The organism is Hubeiibacter jixunmingi, assembly GCF_041928215.1.
Lineage (GTDB): Bacteria > Pseudomonadota > Gammaproteobacteria > Pseudomonadales > Moraxellaceae > Acinetobacter.
In genome coordinates this window covers 1-18,460 of the sequence record NZ_JBHFHK010000011.1, presented here as the reverse complement: position 1 = coordinate 18,460, position 18,460 = coordinate 1, and the positions used below count along the sequence as shown (strand labels likewise).

Here is an 18,460-nt window from a genome sequence, read left to right as displayed (position 1 = left end):
GAAATAAACATTATGAAAATTGAAACGACCATTGAACAATTACGTGCAGCACTGTCACAAGCACGCAAATCGGGCAAAAGCATTGGTTTTGTGCCGACCATGGGCAATTTGCATGATGGACATTTGCAATTGGTCAAACAAGCCAAAAATCGTTGTGATGTAGTGGTGGTGAGTATTTTTGTCAATCCAATTCAATTTGGTGTTGGTGAAGATTTTGAGTCTTATCCACGCACCTTGGATGCTGACAGCTTGTTATTGGCAGATGCTGGTTGCCATATCTTATTTGCACCAACAGTACAAGAAATGTACGGTGATAAACCACGCCATACCACAGTGCAGGTGAGTGGTATAACTGAAATTTTATGTGGCAAATCTCGTGTTGGGCACTTTGATGGTGTGGCGACCGTGGTCAGCAAATTATTTAATATTGTACAACCTGATATGGCATTTTTTGGGGAAAAAGACTGGCAACAATTGGCGGTGATTCGTCAGATGACTAATGATCTGAACTTGCCGATTGATATTGTTGGTGTGCCGATTGTACGTGCGGATGATGGCTTGGCACTGAGCTCACGCAATGGCTATTTGAGTGAAAGTGAAAGACAGCTCGCACCGAGTATTTATCAAGTATTACAACAATCTGCACAAGCATTACAGCAGGGTGAAAATTTGTCACAGGTGCTACAACAAGCACGACAAAATTTAACCGAAAAAGGTTTTGTGGTAGATTATATTGAAGCTTACACGCCTGATTTGCAGACTGTGACTGAATTTGAGCAGGATGTGGTGTTATTTGTGGCAGCAAAATTAGGTAAAACACGTTTGATTGATAATCTTCTGGTTAATAAAGTTTTGAGTTAGCACGTATCAGTCAAAGCGATATTGAATATGCAAAAGTAAGGTGATTGGAAATATGGTAAAAAAAATCTTGGTGGTTGCAGGGCGTTCAGGTTCGGGAAAAACATCTGCCTTACAAATGCTGGAAGATTTGGGTTATTATATTATTGATAATCTTCCCGTGAGTCTTGTACCAGATGTGGTAGCACGTTTAAGTCAAGACCACAGCATGGAACAGTTGGCAATCGGTATCGATATTCGTAGCCTCGCACTAGAAAGCATTGATATCGAAGATATTTTACAAAAACTTAATCAATATAGTCCAATCGACGTACTGTATCTCACCGCACGAGAACAGATTCTGATCGCTCGTTATTCATCTTCACGCCGTCCACATCCTTTATCCAATCGCTTTGATAGTTTAGCGACTTGTATTGCACAAGAAGAAATTTTATTGGCAGATTTGGCACGCCACGCTACCATGACCATTGATACCAGTGACAGTACCGTACATCAATTACAACATACCTTATCGGTCAAATTAGGTAAAAGCGATAAGTTGGTTGTAGTATTACAATCTTTTGGTTTTAAACATGGCTTACCTTTGGATGCGGATTATGTATTTGACGTACGTCATCTGAATAATCCACATTGGGTTGCTGAGTTACGTCCCTTGTCTGGCTTAGATGAGCCTGTACAGCAATTTTTGGCAGCAGATGCCATGGTCACGGATATGTACCAAGACATTGAGCAATTTTTACAGAAGTGGTTGCCAATTTTGAGTCAAGGACATCGTCATTTTGTCACCGTTTGCGTAGGTTGTACTGGTGGACAACATCGCTCAGTCTATTTGGTTGAACAGCTTGCCAAAAGTTTACAACAAGATTGGTCAGTGCAAGTGTTGCATCGCGAGGGTAAACACTGGGCAAAATGATGGAAATAGTTGTATTTAAAAACAGTGTGACGATAAATTTTTGAAATCATATAAAATATGTTAAATTATACACTTTGTTGCTGATTGTATGAGAGAACACTATGGCTCGTCGCCCACGTCCATTTAATGAACAAGATTTTGAAGATTTACAAGATGGTCGTGCCAGTAAATCAGAGCAAAAACGTCACGTACAGCGTATGGCTGCCTTGGCGGAACAATTGGCTGAATTACCACAAAAACAAATCAAACAATTACCTGTAGATGAACGTTTGATTGATGCATTCTTGGAATTAAACAGCATCACATCTTTTGAGGCACGTCGTCGCCAATTTCAACGTATCGGTAAATTGTTACGCAATGAAGATGAAACCATGTTGTTGAGCTTTTTAGTACCTAAACAAGGTGCCAAAAAACAAGCACAGTTGATGCGTTGGGTTGAGCGTGTCATCGAACAAGGCGATAGTGCGATCAATGATTTTTGTAAACAGCATCAAGCGGCGGAAAGACATACTTTGCGTCAGCATGTATTGCGTTATCAACGTGACTTGCAACAAGGTGCGAGTGAAGAACAATTACAAGCTTTGAAGCAAACGCTTGTCAATTATATGCAACAAGTGGCGTTGATTTCTGAATAAGATTTTAATTGATTGAAAGATTCGCTTCAACTATCATTTTGTTCAAATTTAAGCTAAAATATGTTGCGTTTTTTCTTGATGATTGGCAAGTAAGTCAATCATCGTTCTATCAATTGATATTGTTATTTTTATGTTATAGCAATCTCGCAGTGATATGCTCTGTCGTGTGGGGCATCACTCCTAAAGGATGTTGAAAATCATGCCGATTATTACTTTGCCGAATGGCGATCAAAAACAGTTTGATGATGCGGTTAGCGTCATGCAAGTAGCTCAAAGTATTGGAGCAGGGCTTGCCAAAAGCACCGTAGCTGGACGTGTCAATGGACGTCTTGTTGATGCTTGTGACTTGATCACCGAAGATGCAACGGTTCAAATTATTACTCCAAAAGATGCAGACGGCGTAGAAATCATTCGCCATTCCTGTGCACACTTGGTGGGTCATGCCGTAAAACAATTATTTCCAACAGCCAAAATGGTCATTGGACCGGTGATTGAAGAAGGTTTTTATTACGATATCTTCACCGAACAGCCATTTACCTTAGATGATATGGCAAAAATCGAAGAGCGTATGAAACAGCTTATCGATCAGGACTATGATGTCATCAAAAAAATGACCCCACGTGCCGAAGTCATTGAAACCTTTAAATCGCGTGGCGAAGAATATAAATTGCGTTTGATTGACGATATGCCAGACGAAACGCAAATGGGCTTATATTATCATCAAGAATATGTCGATATGTGCCGTGGTCCACACGTGCCAAATACCCGTTTTTTAAAGTCATTTAAATTGACCAAAATCTCGGGTGCGTACTGGCGTGGTGATGCCAAAAATGAACAATTACAACGTATTTATGGCACAGCGTGGGCGGATAAAAAAGAGCTTGCAGCGTACATCAAACGTATTGAAGAAGCTGAAAAGCGTGACCATCGTAAAATTGGTAAAGCTTTAGACTTGTTCCATATGCAAGAAGAAGCACCGGGTATGGTGTTCTGGCATGCTAATGGCTGGACGATTTACCAAGTGCTTGAACAATATATGCGTCAAGTACAACGTGACAACGGCTACCAAGAAGTAAAAACGCCACAAATCGTAGATTTTAGCTTGTGGGAAAAATCAGGACATGCAGCAAACTATGCTGAAAACATGTTTACGACACATTCTGAAAACCGTAACTATGCGGTAAAACCAATGAACTGTCCATGTCACGTACAGATTTTTAACCAAGGTTTGAAATCTTACCGTGATTTGCCAATCCGTTTGGCGGAGTTTGGTTCTTGTCACCGTAATGAACCATCAGGTTCTTTGCACGGTATCATGCGTGTGCGTGGCTTTACCCAAGATGATGCACATATTTTCTGTACAGTAGAGCAAATTGGTAAAGAAGTTGCTGATTTTATCAAGCTGACTTTGGATGTTTATAGAGATTTTGGTTTCGAAGATGTACAAATGAAACTCTCTACACGTCCTGAAAAACGTGTCGGTAGTGATGAAATTTGGGATATTTCTGAAAAATCATTGTCTGATGCTTTGGATGCGGCAGGCTTGGAATGGGAATTGCAGCCAGGTGAAGGGGCGTTCTATGGTCCAAAAATCGAATTTTCGTTGAAAGATTGCTTAGGTCGTGTGTGGCAATGTGGTACAATCCAGTGCGATTTTAATTTGCCAGTACGTTTAGATGCATCATTTGTGACTGAAGACAATGAACGTGATACGCCTGTCATGTTGCACCGTGCGATTTTGGGTAGCTTTGAGCGTTTCATCGGGATTTTGATTGAGCATTATGCGGGCTTTATGCCACCATGGTTAGCACCAACGCAAATCTGTGTGATGAATATTACCGATGCACAAGCAAACACTTGCCAAGACGTGGTAAATCGGTTACAGTCTAAGGGCTTGCGTGCGATTGCTGATTTGCGTAATGAAAAAATCGGCTTTAAGATTCGTGAGCGTACCTTAGAACGTATTCCTTACTTAGTGGTACTGGGTGACCGTGAAGTAGAAGAAGGTACTGTCAATGTGCGTACTCGCACAGGAAAAAATTTGGGGACTATGTCAATTGATGCTTTCATTGACCTAGTAGAGTCTGCCGTCGCTGAACGCGGTCGGTACATTGTGGAGTAACAGAGATTAAACCGTCTGATCGTAACCAACAACAAGGTGCAAAAACCAATCGTGCTACCATCAATACAGAAATTCGTGCCAAAGAGGTATTGCTGATTGATGAAACAGGCGAGAAAAAAGGTGTAGTCGCAATTGCAGATGCCTTGCGTGCTGCTGAAAATGCAGATTTGGATTTGGTAGAAATTGTAAGTAATGCAACACCGCCAGTCTGCAAAATCATGGACTACAACAAACACCTGTTTGATTTGAAGCAAAAGCAAAAAGATGCCAAGAAAAAACAGCATCAAGTGCAAATCAAAGAAATCAAACTACGTCCGGGTACGGATGTAGGTGACTACAACGTGAAATTGCGTGCTATCATGCGTTTCTTAGAAGATGGTGATAAAGTAAAAATCACTTTGCGTTTCCGTGGTCGTGAGATGGCTCACCAAGACTTAGGTCTAGCTCAACTACAAAAAATCGAAGCAGATATTGCGGAGTACGGTGTAGTAGAGCAAGCACCAAAATTGGAAGGTCGTCAAATGGGTATGTTACTTGGACCGAAAAAGAAAAAGTAAACCCATTACCAACCAATAAAAAAGCACCGTTAATTTGGTTTAATGGTGCTTTTTTGTATCAGGAATATTTTATCGCATGGTCACAAATTCTTCTGAACCTGTAGGATGAATTGCAACAGTATTATCAAAATCGGCTTTGCTTGCCCCCATTTTAATGGCAACAGCAAAACCTTGAATCATTTCATCTACACCAAAACCAATACCATGCAAACCGATAATTTTTTCATCCTTGCCTAGGCAGACCAATTTCATTTTACACGGTTGGCGATGTTGCGTTACCGCACTATACATTGGGGTAAATGAAGAGCTATAGACTTTGATGTTTTCTGCACCGTGTTTTTCAATGGCTTCTTGTTCAGTCATACCGATTGTACCGATTGGCGGATGGCTAAATACCACAGTTGGTACTAGATTATAATCTAAATATTCATTGGGCTTATTATTAAATAAACGTTCGGACAAGCGTCGCCCTGCAGCTACAGCAACGGGTGTTAAAGATACTGCATTTTCAATAATATCACCCACGGCATAAATATTTTCAATATTGGTATTTTGATATTTATCGACTTTAATAAAGCCTTTTTCATCAGTTTTTATACCAACCGCTTCAAGATTGATGTTATCCGTTGCTGGCTCACGACCAATTGCCCAAACCAAGCAATCTACCGTTAAACTACGCCCATCTTCAAATTCTACCGTTAAACTGTCATCTTGATTTTTAATAACCCGTTTTGGTGTGGCTTGGCGATGGATATTTACCCCATCTTTTTCCATCACTTCAACTAAGTTATTGACAATGTCTGCATCAAAGCTGCGTAAAGGATTTTCACGGCGTACGATTAAATGCGTTTCCGATTTTAAGCTCTTAAATACCCCTGCGATTTCTACTGCAATATAACCTGCACCGACAACAGCAATGCGTTTAGGTTGTTGGTTTAAGGCAAATAAACCATCGGAATCAATGCCATATTCTTGCCCGATAATATCTGGACGGCTAGGGCGTCCGCCTGTGGCAATCAGAATATGATCTGCGGTAATTTTTTCACCATTGACTTCAACCGTATTTTTATCAATAAATTTGGCAAAACCGTCAATCACTTCAACATTATTTTTATTAAACATATTTTGATAAGAATTGTGAATACGAGAAATATACGCATCTCGAGATTTGACCAAAGTGGCATAATCAAATTGATTCACTGTCACATCAAAACCATAATCGGCAGCATATTGGTGTATTGCATCAGCCAATTGCCCTGCGTGCCACATGACTTTTTTCGGCACACAGCCAACATTGACACAAGTACCGCCAATGTGTTTGGCTTCGATAATGGCACATTTTTTGCCATAACTGGCAGCACGATTGATGGATGCGATACCGCCCGAGCCGCCACCAATGGCGATATAATCATAATGTTTAGTCATAACTGATCTCTTGGAAAAATATAAATGGTGTCAATAATTTAATGCTTTTTGCTTAAAAAATACAGCCAAAATCAGTTATAATCTGGTAAGTGCTTACCTGACCTATTGTCGCATGTCTGCGTACATTGGCTTATTTTTCACTGCTTTTGTGGCAGCAACACTGCTACCTGCACAGTCTGAAGCGGTGTTATTGGGTTTGATTTATTTGCAAAAATATTCAGTTGTAGGACTAATTATTGCTGCCAGTATGGGTAATATTTTGGGGTCGTGTGTAAACTGGTATTTGGGTACACAAATTGAACGTTTTCGTGAGCATCGTTATTTTCCATTTTCAGTTCAGCAAATTGATAAAGCACAAACTTTTTATCAAAAATACGGCTGGTGGAGTTTGTTTTTGAGTTGGTTGCCGATTATCGGTGATCCGTTGACCTTGATTGCAGGAATCTTAAAAGAAAAATTATGGCGATTTGTCTTGGTAGTGAGTATAGCCAAAACCTTGCGTTATGTAGTGATTTATGTTTTATATTTGTACAGCATTTAGTTTTAAAAAAAATTAAAAACATTTGGTAATTCATAAAAATTATTCTATAATATGCCGTCCTTACCTGCAGGTTGCAGTTGCATGGTGCAACAGTAATACCGAACAGGTGTGTAAAAGAGGTTATCATGGCTGTTAAGTTAAAAACTCGTCGTGGTGCAGCAAAACGCTTTAAAGCGACTGCCAACGGCTTCAAACGTAAGCAAGCGTTCAAACGTCACATTTTGACCAAGAAATCTCCGAAACGTATCCGCCAATTGCGTGGTTGCGTAATGGTTCACGTCAGCGATGTTGAATCAGTTCGTCGTATGTGTCCATACCTTTAATATTAGGATTAGGAGAGATTAAATGGCTCGTGTAAAACGTGGTGTAGTGGCTCATCGTCGTCACAAAAAAATTCTTGAACGTGCTAAAGGTTATTATGGTGCACGTTCACGTGTGTATCGTGTAGCTTTCCAAGCAGTGATCAAAGCTGGTCAATATGCTTACCGTGACCGTCGTAACAAAAAACGTCAATTCCGCGCTTTGTGGATTGCACGTATCAACGCTGGTGCGCGTCAAAATGGTTTATCATACAGCCGTATGATCGCTGGTTTGAAAAAAGCACAAGTGATTATCGACCGTCGCGTACTTGCAGATATCGCTTATCATGACGCTGTAGCATTTGCTGCATTGGCTGAAAAAGCAAAATCTGCTTTGGCTTAAGTTTTAATACTTAAACCGAAAAAAGACTGCGAAAGCGGTCTTTTTTTATTTTAGATTTATTATCAAACTCGTTCAAATTTAGATATTTGTTGTTGATGGAAAATAATATATGAAAGGAAAGGTTTTATCCTATTCGGTACAAGAAAATAAAGGCGAAATTATTGTTGAAAATCAACAATATTCATTTACTGATAAAGTGTGGAAAGGTGCAGGAGTAATACCAAAACAAGGCAATAATGTTGATGTGGTCATGGATACTGATGGTCAAATATTAAGTGTATTATTGCTTAATGAAGATGATCAAATCACACGGCAAACCAAGCCAAAAGATCAACGCACTGTTATTGCTTGGATTATTCATTGTTTTAAAAATTATGCCAATTTTTCAGGACGAGCGGGACGTAAAGAATTTTGGTCGTTTTATGTTTTGTATTGGTTTTTGATTATAATGACTTTTGTGGTGTTGGATCAGGCTAATTTACAGTCCAAAACTTCCAAACTCATTTTTATTGTTGTATATATTATTTTGGCAATCCCTACTTATGCTGTAACTTGTAGGCGTCTACATGATATTGGCAAATCAGGTTGGTATCAAATGATGGTGGTTTTGCCTTTGGAGGGCTACACGCTTTTGCTGATATGGTGTTGTAGGAAAGGTGAGATTATAGAAAATCGATATGGTAAGCCTTTGGAATAAATTTTTATCTCTACTAAACGATAACGTATCCGACATCAAAAATCCAAGTTTTATGATTCAAGCCATGCTAAACTAAAATGCATGAAATTGATCAACGTTTCCAAAATAAGGAGCGTTTGAAATTGTGGAGTACGACATGAAATTAAATTTTAAAGCTTTATTATTGGGTTTAAGTTGCTTGGGTGCGAGTCATGTCGCTATGGCAGATCTTGTAGATATCGTCACACGTGCTAACCAAGGCAGTGCATTAGCACAATATCAGGTTGGTGCAGCGTACTTGAATGGTGAAGGTGTTAAGCAAAATTATGCCATGGCAAAACAATGGTTTGAAAAAGCTGCTGCACAAGGTGATATGCAAGCACAATACAATCTTGGTATGATGTATTACGATGGTCGTGGCGTACGCCAAGATGATATCATGGCAAATAAATGGTTGGATTTGGCAGCCAAACAAGGTTATGCAGATGCACAGTACAATATTGGTATGATGTATTTGCAAGGTCGTGCAGTAGAGCAAGATGAAAAAGAAGCCAGTAAATGGTTTGAACGTGCTGCCAAACAGGGTGATGACAAAGCACAAAATAACCTTGGTGTGATGTATCAAGAGGGACAAGGCGTAACAACAGACCTACGTAAAGCCATTTCATGGTATACGGCTGCGGCAAATAAAGGTAATACGAACGCACAATACAATCTCGCACGCTTGTATGACAAAGGTGACAGTAGCATTGCAAATAAACGTTTAGCACGTGACTGGTATCAAAAAGCTGCTGATGCAGGTCTAGTTAAGGCACAGTTCAACTTGGCTTATTTGTACGAAGTGGGCGGTGATGGCATAAGACAAGACTATAACGCTGCACGTCAATGGTATGAAAGTGCTGCACAACTTGGACATAGTAGTGCAGGCTACAATCTGGCATTGTTGCATTTCAAAGGTCTAGGCGTAGAGAGAAGTTTAACGACTGCCAAAGAATGGTTTGAACAATCATGTGCTAACGGTGATAAAGATGCTTGCCGTGAAGCCCAAAAATTGACACAGCAAGGTTACTAATTTGCGATAAACATCCAAGATAAGCTCAAAGTCATTTTGGGCTTATTTTTTACAACTATTGATAGGTAACACGATTTCTTCAAACCAAATATTTAAGTGTAATTCATATTCAATACAAACAACTTGTGAATAGTCAAAATAATCAGGAAGATGTAAACTTTGGTGCATACCTAGCGTGAGTGAAAAAGTTATAAGTGCAAAAAAAGCCCAAGGACTCAGCAATAAATATTTTTTTAACGATACTTGGATTTTTAAAAGATAAATCACTATGTAAATCAAGGTGGTACATGCTAAAAGATTGAGTGCATAATAGAATATATCAAAATCATATCTTAGAGACGATGCCGTATCCGTATTCAGATACATCCAAAATAAACCAATCCATTGCCAACTGTCTTCGGGTGACTGCTGTAAAAAATAGCGTTTTTTGACTTGAATGATAAATAAGACAACAAAAGCCAGATATAGACTTAAAAGTAAAAGGTGATTTGAATACGTGTGTTAACCTCTGAAGCATTATCGTTCCCTTGTTTGAATTGTAGTTTTATTATTATAGCAAATTTTAGGCATAAAAAAATCAGCATAAGCTGATTAATTTAATGTGCATCAGTATTTAAATGGTGCCCGGGGCCGGACTCGAACCGGCACGCTTTGTGGGCGGGGGATTTTAAATCCCCTGTGTCTACCTATTTCACCACCCGGGCATACTGTGCTTTCGCATTCAAGCGAGCCAAATTCTAAAGCGTATGAATTTGAATGTCAAGTTATATTTAGCATATAAACAAGCTACAAACTTACCTTTAATTGGAGGCGCGGGTCGGAATCGAACCGGCGTCCACGGAGTTGCAGTCCGCTGCATGACCACTCTGCCACCGCGCCATCATTTGGTGATGGCTATATTAGCAGATTTTTTTTGATTGGCAAGTTTTAATTTTAAAAAAGTGCGAAAAATCATTTAATTGTTTTTTTAATCATCAAAAAATGCAGTTTGCAAATCAATTAAATAAAAATTTTGTCTTGATACCAGTAGAAACTCGCTTTTTATTTTGTTGTATCAGCATAATCTCATAAAAAATGTTAAACTATGTGAATCGAAATTTGCATACATTTATCGCTATTCTGCGTGGAGTAAATAATGGTTAAGTTATTAGATGGTAAGGCTTTGGCAGCAAAAATTGAAGCTGATTTAAGTCAACGAGTGGAAAAAATCAAGCAAAATACTGGACGTACTCCGATTTTGGCAACGATTTTGGTCGGTGACGATGGTGCATCAGCGACTTACGTCCGTATGAAAGGCAATGCTTGTCGCCGTGTTGGCATGGACTCTTTAAAAATTGAATTGCCACAAAGCACTACAACTGAGCAGTTGTTGGCAGAAATTGAAAAACTTAATCAGAATCCAGACGTACACGGCATTTTGCTACAGCACCCTGTACCTGAGCAGATTGATGAGCGTGCTTGTTTTGATGCAATTGATATCAAAAAAGATGTTGATGGTGTGACTTGTCTAGGCTTTGGTCGTATGTCGATGGGTGAATCTGCATATGGTTCAGCAACACCACAAGGTATTATGACGTTATTGCAAGACAATGGTATCGAGATTGCAGGGAAACATACAGTTGTGGTTGGTCGTTCAGCGATTTTGGGTAAGCCTATGGCAATGATGTTATTGCAAGCCAATGCCACGGTGACCATTTGCCATTCTCGTACACAGAATTTGGCAGAGCTTGTCAAACAAGCAGATATTATCGTTGGTGCAGTGGGTCGTGCAGAATTGATTCAACATGATTGGATTAAACAAGGTGCAGTGGTAGTGGATGCAGGTTTTCATCCACGTGATGGCGGTGGTGTAGGCGATATTGATTTAAAAAATATCGAACAAAAAGCATCTGCATATACCCCTGTACCAGGTGGTGTAGGTCCGATGACAATCACTACATTGATCCGTCAAACAGTAGAAGCAGCTGAAAAGGCTTTATCTGCTTAACTGTTAATAATTATCGGATTTTCTGTTAAATTTTCTTGAAACATCAATTGTTGAGCAATACAGTTGGTGTTTTTTTATATAAAAGATACAAAAAATCTTTGGTCAGACCAATTATTTGGATTTTAGCTGTTGCTTTTCTTAAAAGTTAAAATTATTATCACAAAATGTGAAAACTGGTTTAAATATCTTTGATATTTTAAGTTTTTTGTAAACTGGTCTGACCAATTCGATGAAATATCAGTTTATTGATGTTTAGACCTCTTTTGAAAGATTATTGTGAATTGTTGCACTGTTAGATTTTGGTGGTACCAAAGGCAAAAAGTGGTCGATTTGCAAACAAGGAGATGTGCAATGTCAGTATGGCAACAGGTGTACGACCCAGTAGGAAATCTTTGGATTTCTAGCGCGGTCGCACTCATTCCGATTATTTTCTTTTTCTTAGCATTGGCCGTTTTTCGAATGAAAGGCGTCTATGCAGCTGCGATTACAGTGACTTTGGCACTGTTGATTGCGTTGTTTTTCTATAATATGCCTGCGCAGATGGCATTTGCATCAGCAGCATATGGTTTCTTCTATGGCTTATGGCCGATTTCATGGATCATTATCGGGGCAGTGTTCCTGTATAAAGTATCTGTGAAGACAGGACAGTTTGATATTATTCGTTCTAGTATCATTTCTGTGACACCTGACCAACGTTTGCAAATGATTTTGGTTGGCTTTGCTTTCGGTACGTTCTTAGAAGGTGCGGCAGGCTTCGGTGCGCCAGTAGCGATTACTGCAGCATTGTTGGTAGGCTTAGGCTTTAATCCATTGTATGCAGCAGGCTTGTGTTTGATTGTAAACACTGCACCTGTAGCTTTCGGTGCGATGGGTATTCCAATTATCGTAGCAGGTCAAGTATCTGGTGTTGATGCGATGGACGTCAGTAAGATGGTGGGTCGTCAATTACCATTTATCGTACCAATCGTATTGTTCTGGATCATGGCGATCATGGACGGCTGGCGTGGTGTGAAAGAAACTTCCCCAGCAGTTTTGGTAGCAAGTATCAGTTTTGCGATTGCACAATTCTTGACGTCAAACTACTTAGGGCCTGAGTTACCAGACATCACTGCAGCGATTGCATGTTTGATCTGTACAACATTGTTCTTACGTGTATGGAAGCCAAAACGTATTTTCCGTTTTGAAAATGCCGATGACAAGCAAACCATCACTACAGAACACAACTACACTATGGGTCAAATTATCAAAGCTTGGTCACCATTTATGATCTTGACTTTGATGGTAACAATTTGGAGCTTAAAACCATTTAAATCTTTGTTTGCTAAGGGTAAAAATGGTGCACCAGATGGTTCTTTGGTGAGTATGGTTACTGAAATTAAAGTACCTTTCTTGCACAACATGGTGCAAAAAATGCCACCTGTGGTAACTAAGGTGACTGATTATGTAGCTGTGTACAAGTTTGATTGGTTCTCAGCGACTGGTACAGCGATTTTTATTGCTGCATTAATCACGATTTACATGTTGAAAATGCGTCCAGCTGAAGCAGTAAAAACTTTTGGTGAAACTTTAAATGAATTGAAAATTCCTATTCTTTCAATTGGTTTGGTATTGTCATTTGCATTCGTTGCTAACTACTCTGGCTTGTCTTCTACTTTGGCGTTGGCATTGGCTCACACAGGTAAAGCGTTCACATTCTTCTCTCCTTTCTTAGGTTGGTTGGGTGTATTCTTGACAGGTTCAGATACGTCTTCAAACGCATTGTTCGCTGCATTACAAGCAACTACTGCACATCAAATTGGTGTACCAGACGTATTGTTAGTTGCTGCGAATACTAGTGGTGGTGTAACAGGTAAGATGATTTCTCCACAGTCTATTGCAATCGCTTGTGCGGCAGTAGGTTTGGTTGGTAAAGAGTCTGATTTGTTCCGTTTCACTGTTAAACACAGCTTGATTTTCACAACTTTGATGGGTGTGATCATCACATTACAGGCTTATGTTTTCCCATGGATGATTCCAGTAGCGAAAGCAGCTGTAGGTGGCTAAGCTAGACTGAGTGATAAATAGCTGAATCATTACCGTTATTTATCTTATGCCTTTAGTTCAGACGATGGTCGAGCTAAAGGCATATTTCAATTTTTATTCTTTTGAATGGGTATCAAAAGAGCAATAATGTTGATTTAAAGATGTAAGTTAGCAATCCATAACTTATATCTCTAAATGAATATCATCATGATATATGGCTTGCCGTAATATCTATACACGATCGGGATGACATGAAAGTATCAGAACATACCTTGCAGCAGTTGTATCAATTTATTGAACAACAAAATTTGCAAAGTGGTCAGCGTCTGCCAGCAGAGAGAACGTTGGCTGAGCTTTTGAATGTGTCAAGGTCGTCATTACGTGAAGCATTGCAACAATTAGCCAGTCTGGGTGTAATTATTAGTAAGGCAGGCTCAGGTAATTACCTACAGTATCTACCGAATGATTGGGCAAAGACGGGTATTGTGCGTCCAATAGAAGCATTATTGGAACAAGATCCAGAGTATCGTTTTGATGTGCAAGAAGCCCGTATTGTCTTAGAAGGCGGTACAGCTTGGTATGCAGCACTACGTGCTACACCGAGTGACTTGTTGAGAATACGTCGCTGTTATGATGAGATTGTTCGTCATCAAATCAATGGTGATTCTCATCAAGCATCCATTGCAGATGCGGAGTTTCATTTGGCGATTGCAGATGCATCACACAATGCGGTGCTGATACAGATGATGCGTACGCTATTTGACTTATTGCAGTACAATGTAGTCTTGGCACGCAAAAAAATTTATAATGTGGCAAAGAGTGCAGATCAATTGGCAGAACAGCATCTAGCAGTGATGCGAGCCATTGAGCGAGGCGATGCTGCATTAGCAAAACAATTGGTATGTGAACATATTGATTATGTGGTTGAGCATATTCGTGAGCTCGACCTCCATGAAGCAAGACAAAAACGAGCAACACGTTTATTGAGGACGGACTAAGTTATGATTATTTCCAGTGCAAACGACTACCGTGCAGCCGCAGAAAGTCGTTTACCGCCATTTTTATTCCATTATATCGATGGTGGGGCGTACGCTGAACATACCCTAAAACGCAACGTTTCGGATTTGTCCGAAGTGGCTTTACGTCAGCGCGTGTTAAAAGATATGTCTTCATTGAGTTTGGAAACCAAACTTTTTGATGAAACTTTATCTTTGCCATTGGCTTTGTCACCAGTCGGTCTAACAGGTATGTATGCACGTCGTGGTGAAGTGCAAGCAGCCGTTGCTGCAGATAAAAAAGGTATTCCTTTTACCTTATCTACAGTATCTGTATGCCCAATTGAAGAAGTTGCCCCTGCGATTCAACGTCCGATGTGGTTCCAATTGTACGTGTTGCGTGACCGTGGCTTTATGAAAAATGCCTTGGAGCGTGCAAAAGCTGCAGGCTGTTCAACATTAGTATTCACCGTAGATATGCCTACACCAGGTGCACGTTACCGTGATGCCCATTCAGGTATGAGTGGCCCGAATGCAGCAATGCGTCGTTATGTTCAATCTGTATTCCACCCACATTGGGCATGGAATGTTGGCTTAATGGGTAAACCACATGATTTGGGTAACATCTCAAAATATATGGGTAAAGCGATTGGCTTAGAAGACTATATTGGTTACCTTGCTGCAAACTTTGACCCATCTATTTCTTGGAAAGACCTTGAGTGGATTCGTGATTTCTGGGATGGTCCGATGGTCATCAAAGGTATCTTAGATCCTGAAGATGCCAAAGATGCGGTACGTTTTGGTGCAGACGGTATTGTAGTATCGAATCACGGTGGTCGTCAGCTTGATGGTGTATTGTCATCTGCTCGTGCGATGCCTGCGATTGCTGATGCGGTGAAAGGTGACATCAAAATCTTAGCTGACTCAGGTATTCGTAGTGGTTTGGACGTAGTGCGTATGTTGGCACTCGGTGCAGATACTGCCATGATTGGACGTGCATTTATCTATGCACTTGCAGCTGAAGGCGGTGCAGGCGTGTCTAACTTGTTAGATTTGTTCGAAAAAGAAATGCGTGTAGCGATGACATTAACCAGCTGTCAAAAAATCTCTGATATCGATCGTAGCTGTTTGGTTGAAGTAGAGCGTCGCTTAAAAGACCCAGATGCCATCAAAGAAATCTTGGCTTAATTGCTAGGTTTGGTATTAAAAAGCTTTTATAATAGGTTGCTTAAGGGTGACCTATTTTTTACTTCACACGGAAAAAATGATGAAAGATGTTTTAGCGTTATTTCAAAAATTGTATATGTTGATTTGCCCGCATATTCCTGAAAATGAAAATAAAGTGTTTTTAAGAGGATTTACTTATCCGGATATTCTTACATGGGGGTTTTCAGAAGTACTTCCAAATGGAGAAAAAGGCAACCTTATAACGCCTGAACCAGACAATTACATGGAATGTGTTGAAATCAAATCATGACGGATTTACAACAACAACATTTATTTAAAAATACTCCATGGAATCATTTTGCTGGTACTATGCACAATGATGGTACATTTTTAATAAAATTTAAAAACATTCCTGATAGTGATTCTTCGCAAGGTTTAATCATGAATGGCATAAGCGAATTAAGCTTAGAAGAAGCCATAGACAAATTTATATCCGAAAAAGATTGGAAAAAATGTGTTGCAGAAAGACAAAAAAATCATCCTAAGCCTTATCCAATTACTGAACTCACGATTACGCCTATTTTAAAAGATGGTCAAACTAGACCAGATGAATTTGTTATGCAATACATCGCTGATGGACAAGTGATTGCGACAGAAACCTTAGAAAACACCTTGTCTATATCAGAATGGATGGTGCAACCTACATCTAAGCCAAAAGCTTTGGTTTATGACTTAGAAGAAGGGCTTTATGGTGTGGTTGGTCAAATTCTTTTGCAATTATTAGAGCCACAAATGGAAGAGCTGTATTGTGACTTGATTATTGATGATTATGCGTCAGTAATGCAATTGTGGTGTGTGAATAAAGAAAAACAGCATATTTCACTACCAATGTCTGGCTTACTTAATGGCTTTTCTGTGGATGAAGCAAAAAAGATTATCCATGAAAAATTAACAGAAATTCATCGCCTTGATCAACAAGATAATGATATTTGGAATAAGATGCAAATCTGTGCTTATCCGTCAGGTGGCGTGCAACTGGCTACAGAATGGCAAGATTATGATCAATTGCTTGAGCAAAAAGATCAATTAAAGCGTTGGTTAAAGTAAAAAGTACTTTATTGAACAATTACGTAAAAGTCATATTGATGAGAGATTTGAACATAATGACCAATAACAGCTTATGCGATTTACAGCAAGCAGTACAGCAAATTATCCCCAATGCCACACTTTGCCCACAAAGCTTGCCTGATACACCGATTCAGCTATATTTGATTGATGAAACCTTTAATCAACAACCGCTTGAATCGGATGTGATTCAACGTATTTGGCAAGATACACCATATTGGATTTTTTGTTGGGCGTCGGGACTGGCGATGGCACAATGGTTGTTGCAACATCCCGAAATTGTGAAAGATAAAACTGTGGCAGATTTTGGTGCAGGGTCGGGTGTAGTAGCGATTGCCGCCAAAATGGCAGGGGCAAAACAAGTGATTTGCTGTGATATTGATGCGGTGAGTTTACAAGCTTGCCGAGCCAATGCCGATTTAAATCAAGTTGAATTAGATTATCTTGATGATTTATATAAACTTAAATCTGTAGATGTGTTATTGGCTGCCGACGTGTTGTATGATCAATCCAACCGTTTTTTCTTAGATGAATTTTTAAAATTTGCCGATGAAGTATGGGTAGCGGATAGCCGTGTGAAAAATTTTAGCCATCCGCAATATCAAAAAATCGCTGAGCATACCGCAACCACTGTACCCGATATGGACGAAGCCAACGAATTTCGTAATGTGAGTTTTTATTGGCATCGTCCAGATTAAGCTATCTCAGCGATTGAAATTAAGAACAGCCTTCCACCAAAGCAACAGTATCTTTTTTGCCTACTGCAATCGATTCTACTTGCCCTCTAAGTAAACGGTTATAGCTGTTTTTCCAGTTTTTACTACTGATGTCAATGCTAGGCAATTTTTGACCACCTTTTAGACGATAATCAATTTGTACACCATTGGCTAGGTCATAGATGAGATGATAACTGTTACCTGTGCCATCATCATATTTATTCACTGAATAACTAGGTTTTGCCTTATGTGCTTTTAATACATTCTCGACTTTGTCACCAATCTTAATTTTGGAAAATAATTGCACATCGCTACGGCGAATATCAACCATGCCCAGTTTATTATTTTCAACCAATAAGAATGTAGGACGCTGTTCTTCATTTAGATTATTTAAAGGAACATAATAGCACTCGTTATTCGCATCTTCAGGATAACGTAATCCTATTTTCGCTAAAGTCGCTTTGTTAATCGTCTGACCATATTTAAGACCATTGACGTTATCAGCTTTGACAATGATTTTTGGTGGAGTTTTTGCTTGGGCAGTACCAATAACGCCAAAACATAATATTGATGATAAAGCGATTGCGATTTTGTTCATAAAACTTTGACTTAGCTCGTTAAGAGTTTTGATTATAAGAAGTTTTGGTATTTAAATTGATTTTGAATAAAAATATTCTCAGCACACGACAAAAAAATAAAAAAGACTGTTAAAGCAATGGCATAATAGTAATTTTTCTGACGAATTAGACCATGCCAAACCTTAACAGACTCAATGAAATATTAACCCAAAATCTAACAATGAACAAGGCAAGAATCAACTGTCTGAGTTTAATGATAATCGCATTGATTAGTGCTCAAAGCAGTAATCTTAAAAAAATAGCAAGGCATATACCTCATGGAGGCAAGACTGACAGCCACTATCGCAGGATACAGCGATATATTGCTAA

The 18,460-nt window shown here is 39.3% G+C and carries 20 protein-coding genes and 2 tRNA genes; 18 read left to right on the top strand and 4 right to left on the bottom strand.

Annotated features, from left to right (window positions below):
- Positions 1 to 12: 12 nt before the first annotated feature.
- The 5 genes from panC to infC all read left to right on the top strand — a co-directional run bounded on the left by panC (position 13) and on the right by infC (position 5,085).
- Complete coding sequence (gene panC / locus ACEYX7_RS03000) at positions 13 to 861, top strand: pantoate--beta-alanine ligase (RefSeq protein ID WP_374802082.1); 849 nt, start codon at positions 13 to 15, stop codon at positions 859 to 861.
- 52 nt (positions 862 to 913) lie between these two features.
- Positions 914 to 1,771: an RNase adapter RapZ gene (gene rapZ / locus ACEYX7_RS02995; RefSeq protein WP_374802080.1), complete on the top strand. Its 858-nt coding sequence runs from the start codon at positions 914 to 916 to the stop codon at positions 1,769 to 1,771.
- Between the two features lie 101 nt (positions 1,772 to 1,872).
- Entirely contained in the window at positions 1,873 to 2,406 is a 534-nt protein-coding gene (gene yjgA / locus ACEYX7_RS02990; protein WP_374802078.1) for a ribosome biogenesis factor YjgA, read from the top strand.
- 199 nt (positions 2,407 to 2,605) lie between these two features.
- The gene (thrS, locus tag ACEYX7_RS02985) at positions 2,606 to 4,528 is read left to right on the top strand and encodes a threonine--tRNA ligase (protein WP_374900195.1); all 1,923 of its coding nucleotides are present in this window, start codon (positions 2,606 to 2,608) and stop codon (positions 4,526 to 4,528) included.
- 5 nt (positions 4,529 to 4,533) lie between these two features.
- Positions 4,534 to 5,085 carry a translation initiation factor IF-3 gene (gene infC, locus ACEYX7_RS02980; RefSeq protein ID WP_374802132.1) on the top strand — a complete coding sequence of 184 codons (552 nt, stop codon included), beginning with the start codon at positions 4,534 to 4,536 and terminating at the stop codon, positions 5,083 to 5,085.
- Between the two features lie 69 nt (positions 5,086 to 5,154).
- Here infC and gorA read toward each other — a convergent pair whose 3' ends face one another.
- Complete coding sequence (gorA, locus tag ACEYX7_RS02975) at positions 5,155 to 6,510, bottom strand: glutathione-disulfide reductase (protein ID WP_374900194.1); 1,356 nt, start codon at positions 6,508 to 6,510, stop codon at positions 5,155 to 5,157.
- Between the two features lie 112 nt (positions 6,511 to 6,622).
- Between gorA and ACEYX7_RS02970 the strand changes: the two genes are divergently transcribed.
- From ACEYX7_RS02970 to ACEYX7_RS02950, 5 genes are all read left to right on the top strand, one after another.
- Entirely contained in the window at positions 6,623 to 7,051 is a 429-nt protein-coding gene (locus ACEYX7_RS02970; protein WP_374802072.1) for a YqaA family protein, read from the top strand.
- A 125-nt stretch (positions 7,052 to 7,176) separates the two neighbouring features.
- Entirely contained in the window at positions 7,177 to 7,374 is a 198-nt protein-coding gene (gene rpmI, locus ACEYX7_RS02965; protein ID WP_374802070.1) for a 50S ribosomal protein L35, read from the top strand.
- A gap of 22 nt (positions 7,375 to 7,396) precedes the next feature.
- Positions 7,397 to 7,753: a 50S ribosomal protein L20 gene (rplT, locus tag ACEYX7_RS02960; RefSeq protein WP_374802068.1), complete on the top strand. Its 357-nt coding sequence runs from the start codon at positions 7,397 to 7,399 to the stop codon at positions 7,751 to 7,753.
- 109 nt (positions 7,754 to 7,862) lie between these two features.
- Positions 7,863 to 8,450: a DUF805 domain-containing protein gene (locus ACEYX7_RS02955; RefSeq protein WP_374802066.1), complete on the top strand. Its 588-nt coding sequence runs from the start codon at positions 7,863 to 7,865 to the stop codon at positions 8,448 to 8,450.
- Between the two features lie 136 nt (positions 8,451 to 8,586).
- Entirely contained in the window at positions 8,587 to 9,501 is a 915-nt protein-coding gene (locus ACEYX7_RS02950; RefSeq protein ID WP_374802064.1) for an SEL1-like repeat protein, read from the top strand.
- Between the two features lie 618 nt (positions 9,502 to 10,119).
- Here the strand turns inward: ACEYX7_RS02950 and ACEYX7_RS02945 are convergent.
- Both ACEYX7_RS02945 and ACEYX7_RS02940 read right to left on the bottom strand, forming a co-directional pair.
- Positions 10,120 to 10,205, bottom strand: a tRNA-Leu gene (locus tag ACEYX7_RS02945).
- 101 nt (positions 10,206 to 10,306) lie between these two features.
- Positions 10,307 to 10,380 (bottom strand) — tRNA-Cys (locus tag ACEYX7_RS02940).
- 256 nt (positions 10,381 to 10,636) lie between these two features.
- Between ACEYX7_RS02940 and folD the strand changes: the two genes are divergently transcribed.
- The 7 genes from folD to ACEYX7_RS02905 all read left to right on the top strand — a co-directional run bounded on the left by folD (position 10,637) and on the right by ACEYX7_RS02905 (position 17,495).
- Positions 10,637 to 11,488 (top strand): bifunctional methylenetetrahydrofolate dehydrogenase/methenyltetrahydrofolate cyclohydrolase FolD, encoded by an 852-nt coding sequence (folD, locus tag ACEYX7_RS02935; RefSeq protein ID WP_374802062.1) that lies wholly within the window; start codon positions 10,637 to 10,639, stop codon positions 11,486 to 11,488.
- A gap of 351 nt (positions 11,489 to 11,839) precedes the next feature.
- A complete protein-coding gene (gene lldP, locus ACEYX7_RS02930; RefSeq protein ID WP_374802060.1) occupies positions 11,840 to 13,531 on the top strand; it encodes an L-lactate permease in 1,692 nt (563 codons plus the stop codon).
- Positions 13,532 to 13,761: 230 nt separating this feature from the next.
- Complete coding sequence (gene lldR / locus ACEYX7_RS02925; RefSeq protein WP_374802058.1) at positions 13,762 to 14,508, top strand: transcriptional regulator LldR; 747 nt, start codon at positions 13,762 to 13,764, stop codon at positions 14,506 to 14,508.
- Between the two features lie 3 nt (positions 14,509 to 14,511).
- Positions 14,512 to 15,693, top strand: coding sequence for an FMN-dependent L-lactate dehydrogenase LldD (gene lldD / locus ACEYX7_RS02920; RefSeq protein WP_374802056.1), 1,182 nt, complete (start codon positions 14,512 to 14,514; stop codon positions 15,691 to 15,693).
- A gap of 79 nt (positions 15,694 to 15,772) precedes the next feature.
- Entirely contained in the window at positions 15,773 to 15,982 is a 210-nt protein-coding gene (locus tag ACEYX7_RS02915) for a hypothetical protein (protein WP_374900193.1), read from the top strand.
- The gene (locus tag ACEYX7_RS02910) at positions 15,979 to 16,779 is read left to right on the top strand and encodes a hypothetical protein (protein ID WP_374900191.1); all 801 of its coding nucleotides are present in this window, start codon (positions 15,979 to 15,981) and stop codon (positions 16,777 to 16,779) included. The genes ACEYX7_RS02915 and ACEYX7_RS02910 overlap by 4 nt, the downstream gene beginning before the upstream one ends.
- A 56-nt stretch (positions 16,780 to 16,835) precedes the next feature.
- The gene (locus ACEYX7_RS02905) at positions 16,836 to 17,495 is read left to right on the top strand and encodes a class I SAM-dependent methyltransferase (RefSeq protein ID WP_374802052.1); all 660 of its coding nucleotides are present in this window, start codon (positions 16,836 to 16,838) and stop codon (positions 17,493 to 17,495) included.
- Positions 17,496 to 17,514: 19 nt separating this feature from the next.
- On the opposite strand, the gene ACEYX7_RS02900 is transcribed toward ACEYX7_RS02905, so the two are convergent.
- Positions 17,515 to 18,111 carry a hypothetical protein gene (locus ACEYX7_RS02900; protein ID WP_374900190.1) on the bottom strand — a complete coding sequence of 199 codons (597 nt, stop codon included), beginning with the start codon at positions 18,109 to 18,111 and terminating at the stop codon, positions 17,515 to 17,517.
- Positions 18,112 to 18,263: 152 nt separating this feature from the next.
- Between ACEYX7_RS02900 and ACEYX7_RS02895 the strand changes: the two genes are divergently transcribed.
- The coding region (locus tag ACEYX7_RS02895) for a hypothetical protein (RefSeq protein ID WP_374900189.1) at positions 18,264 to 18,460 on the top strand (197 nt) is incomplete at its 3' end.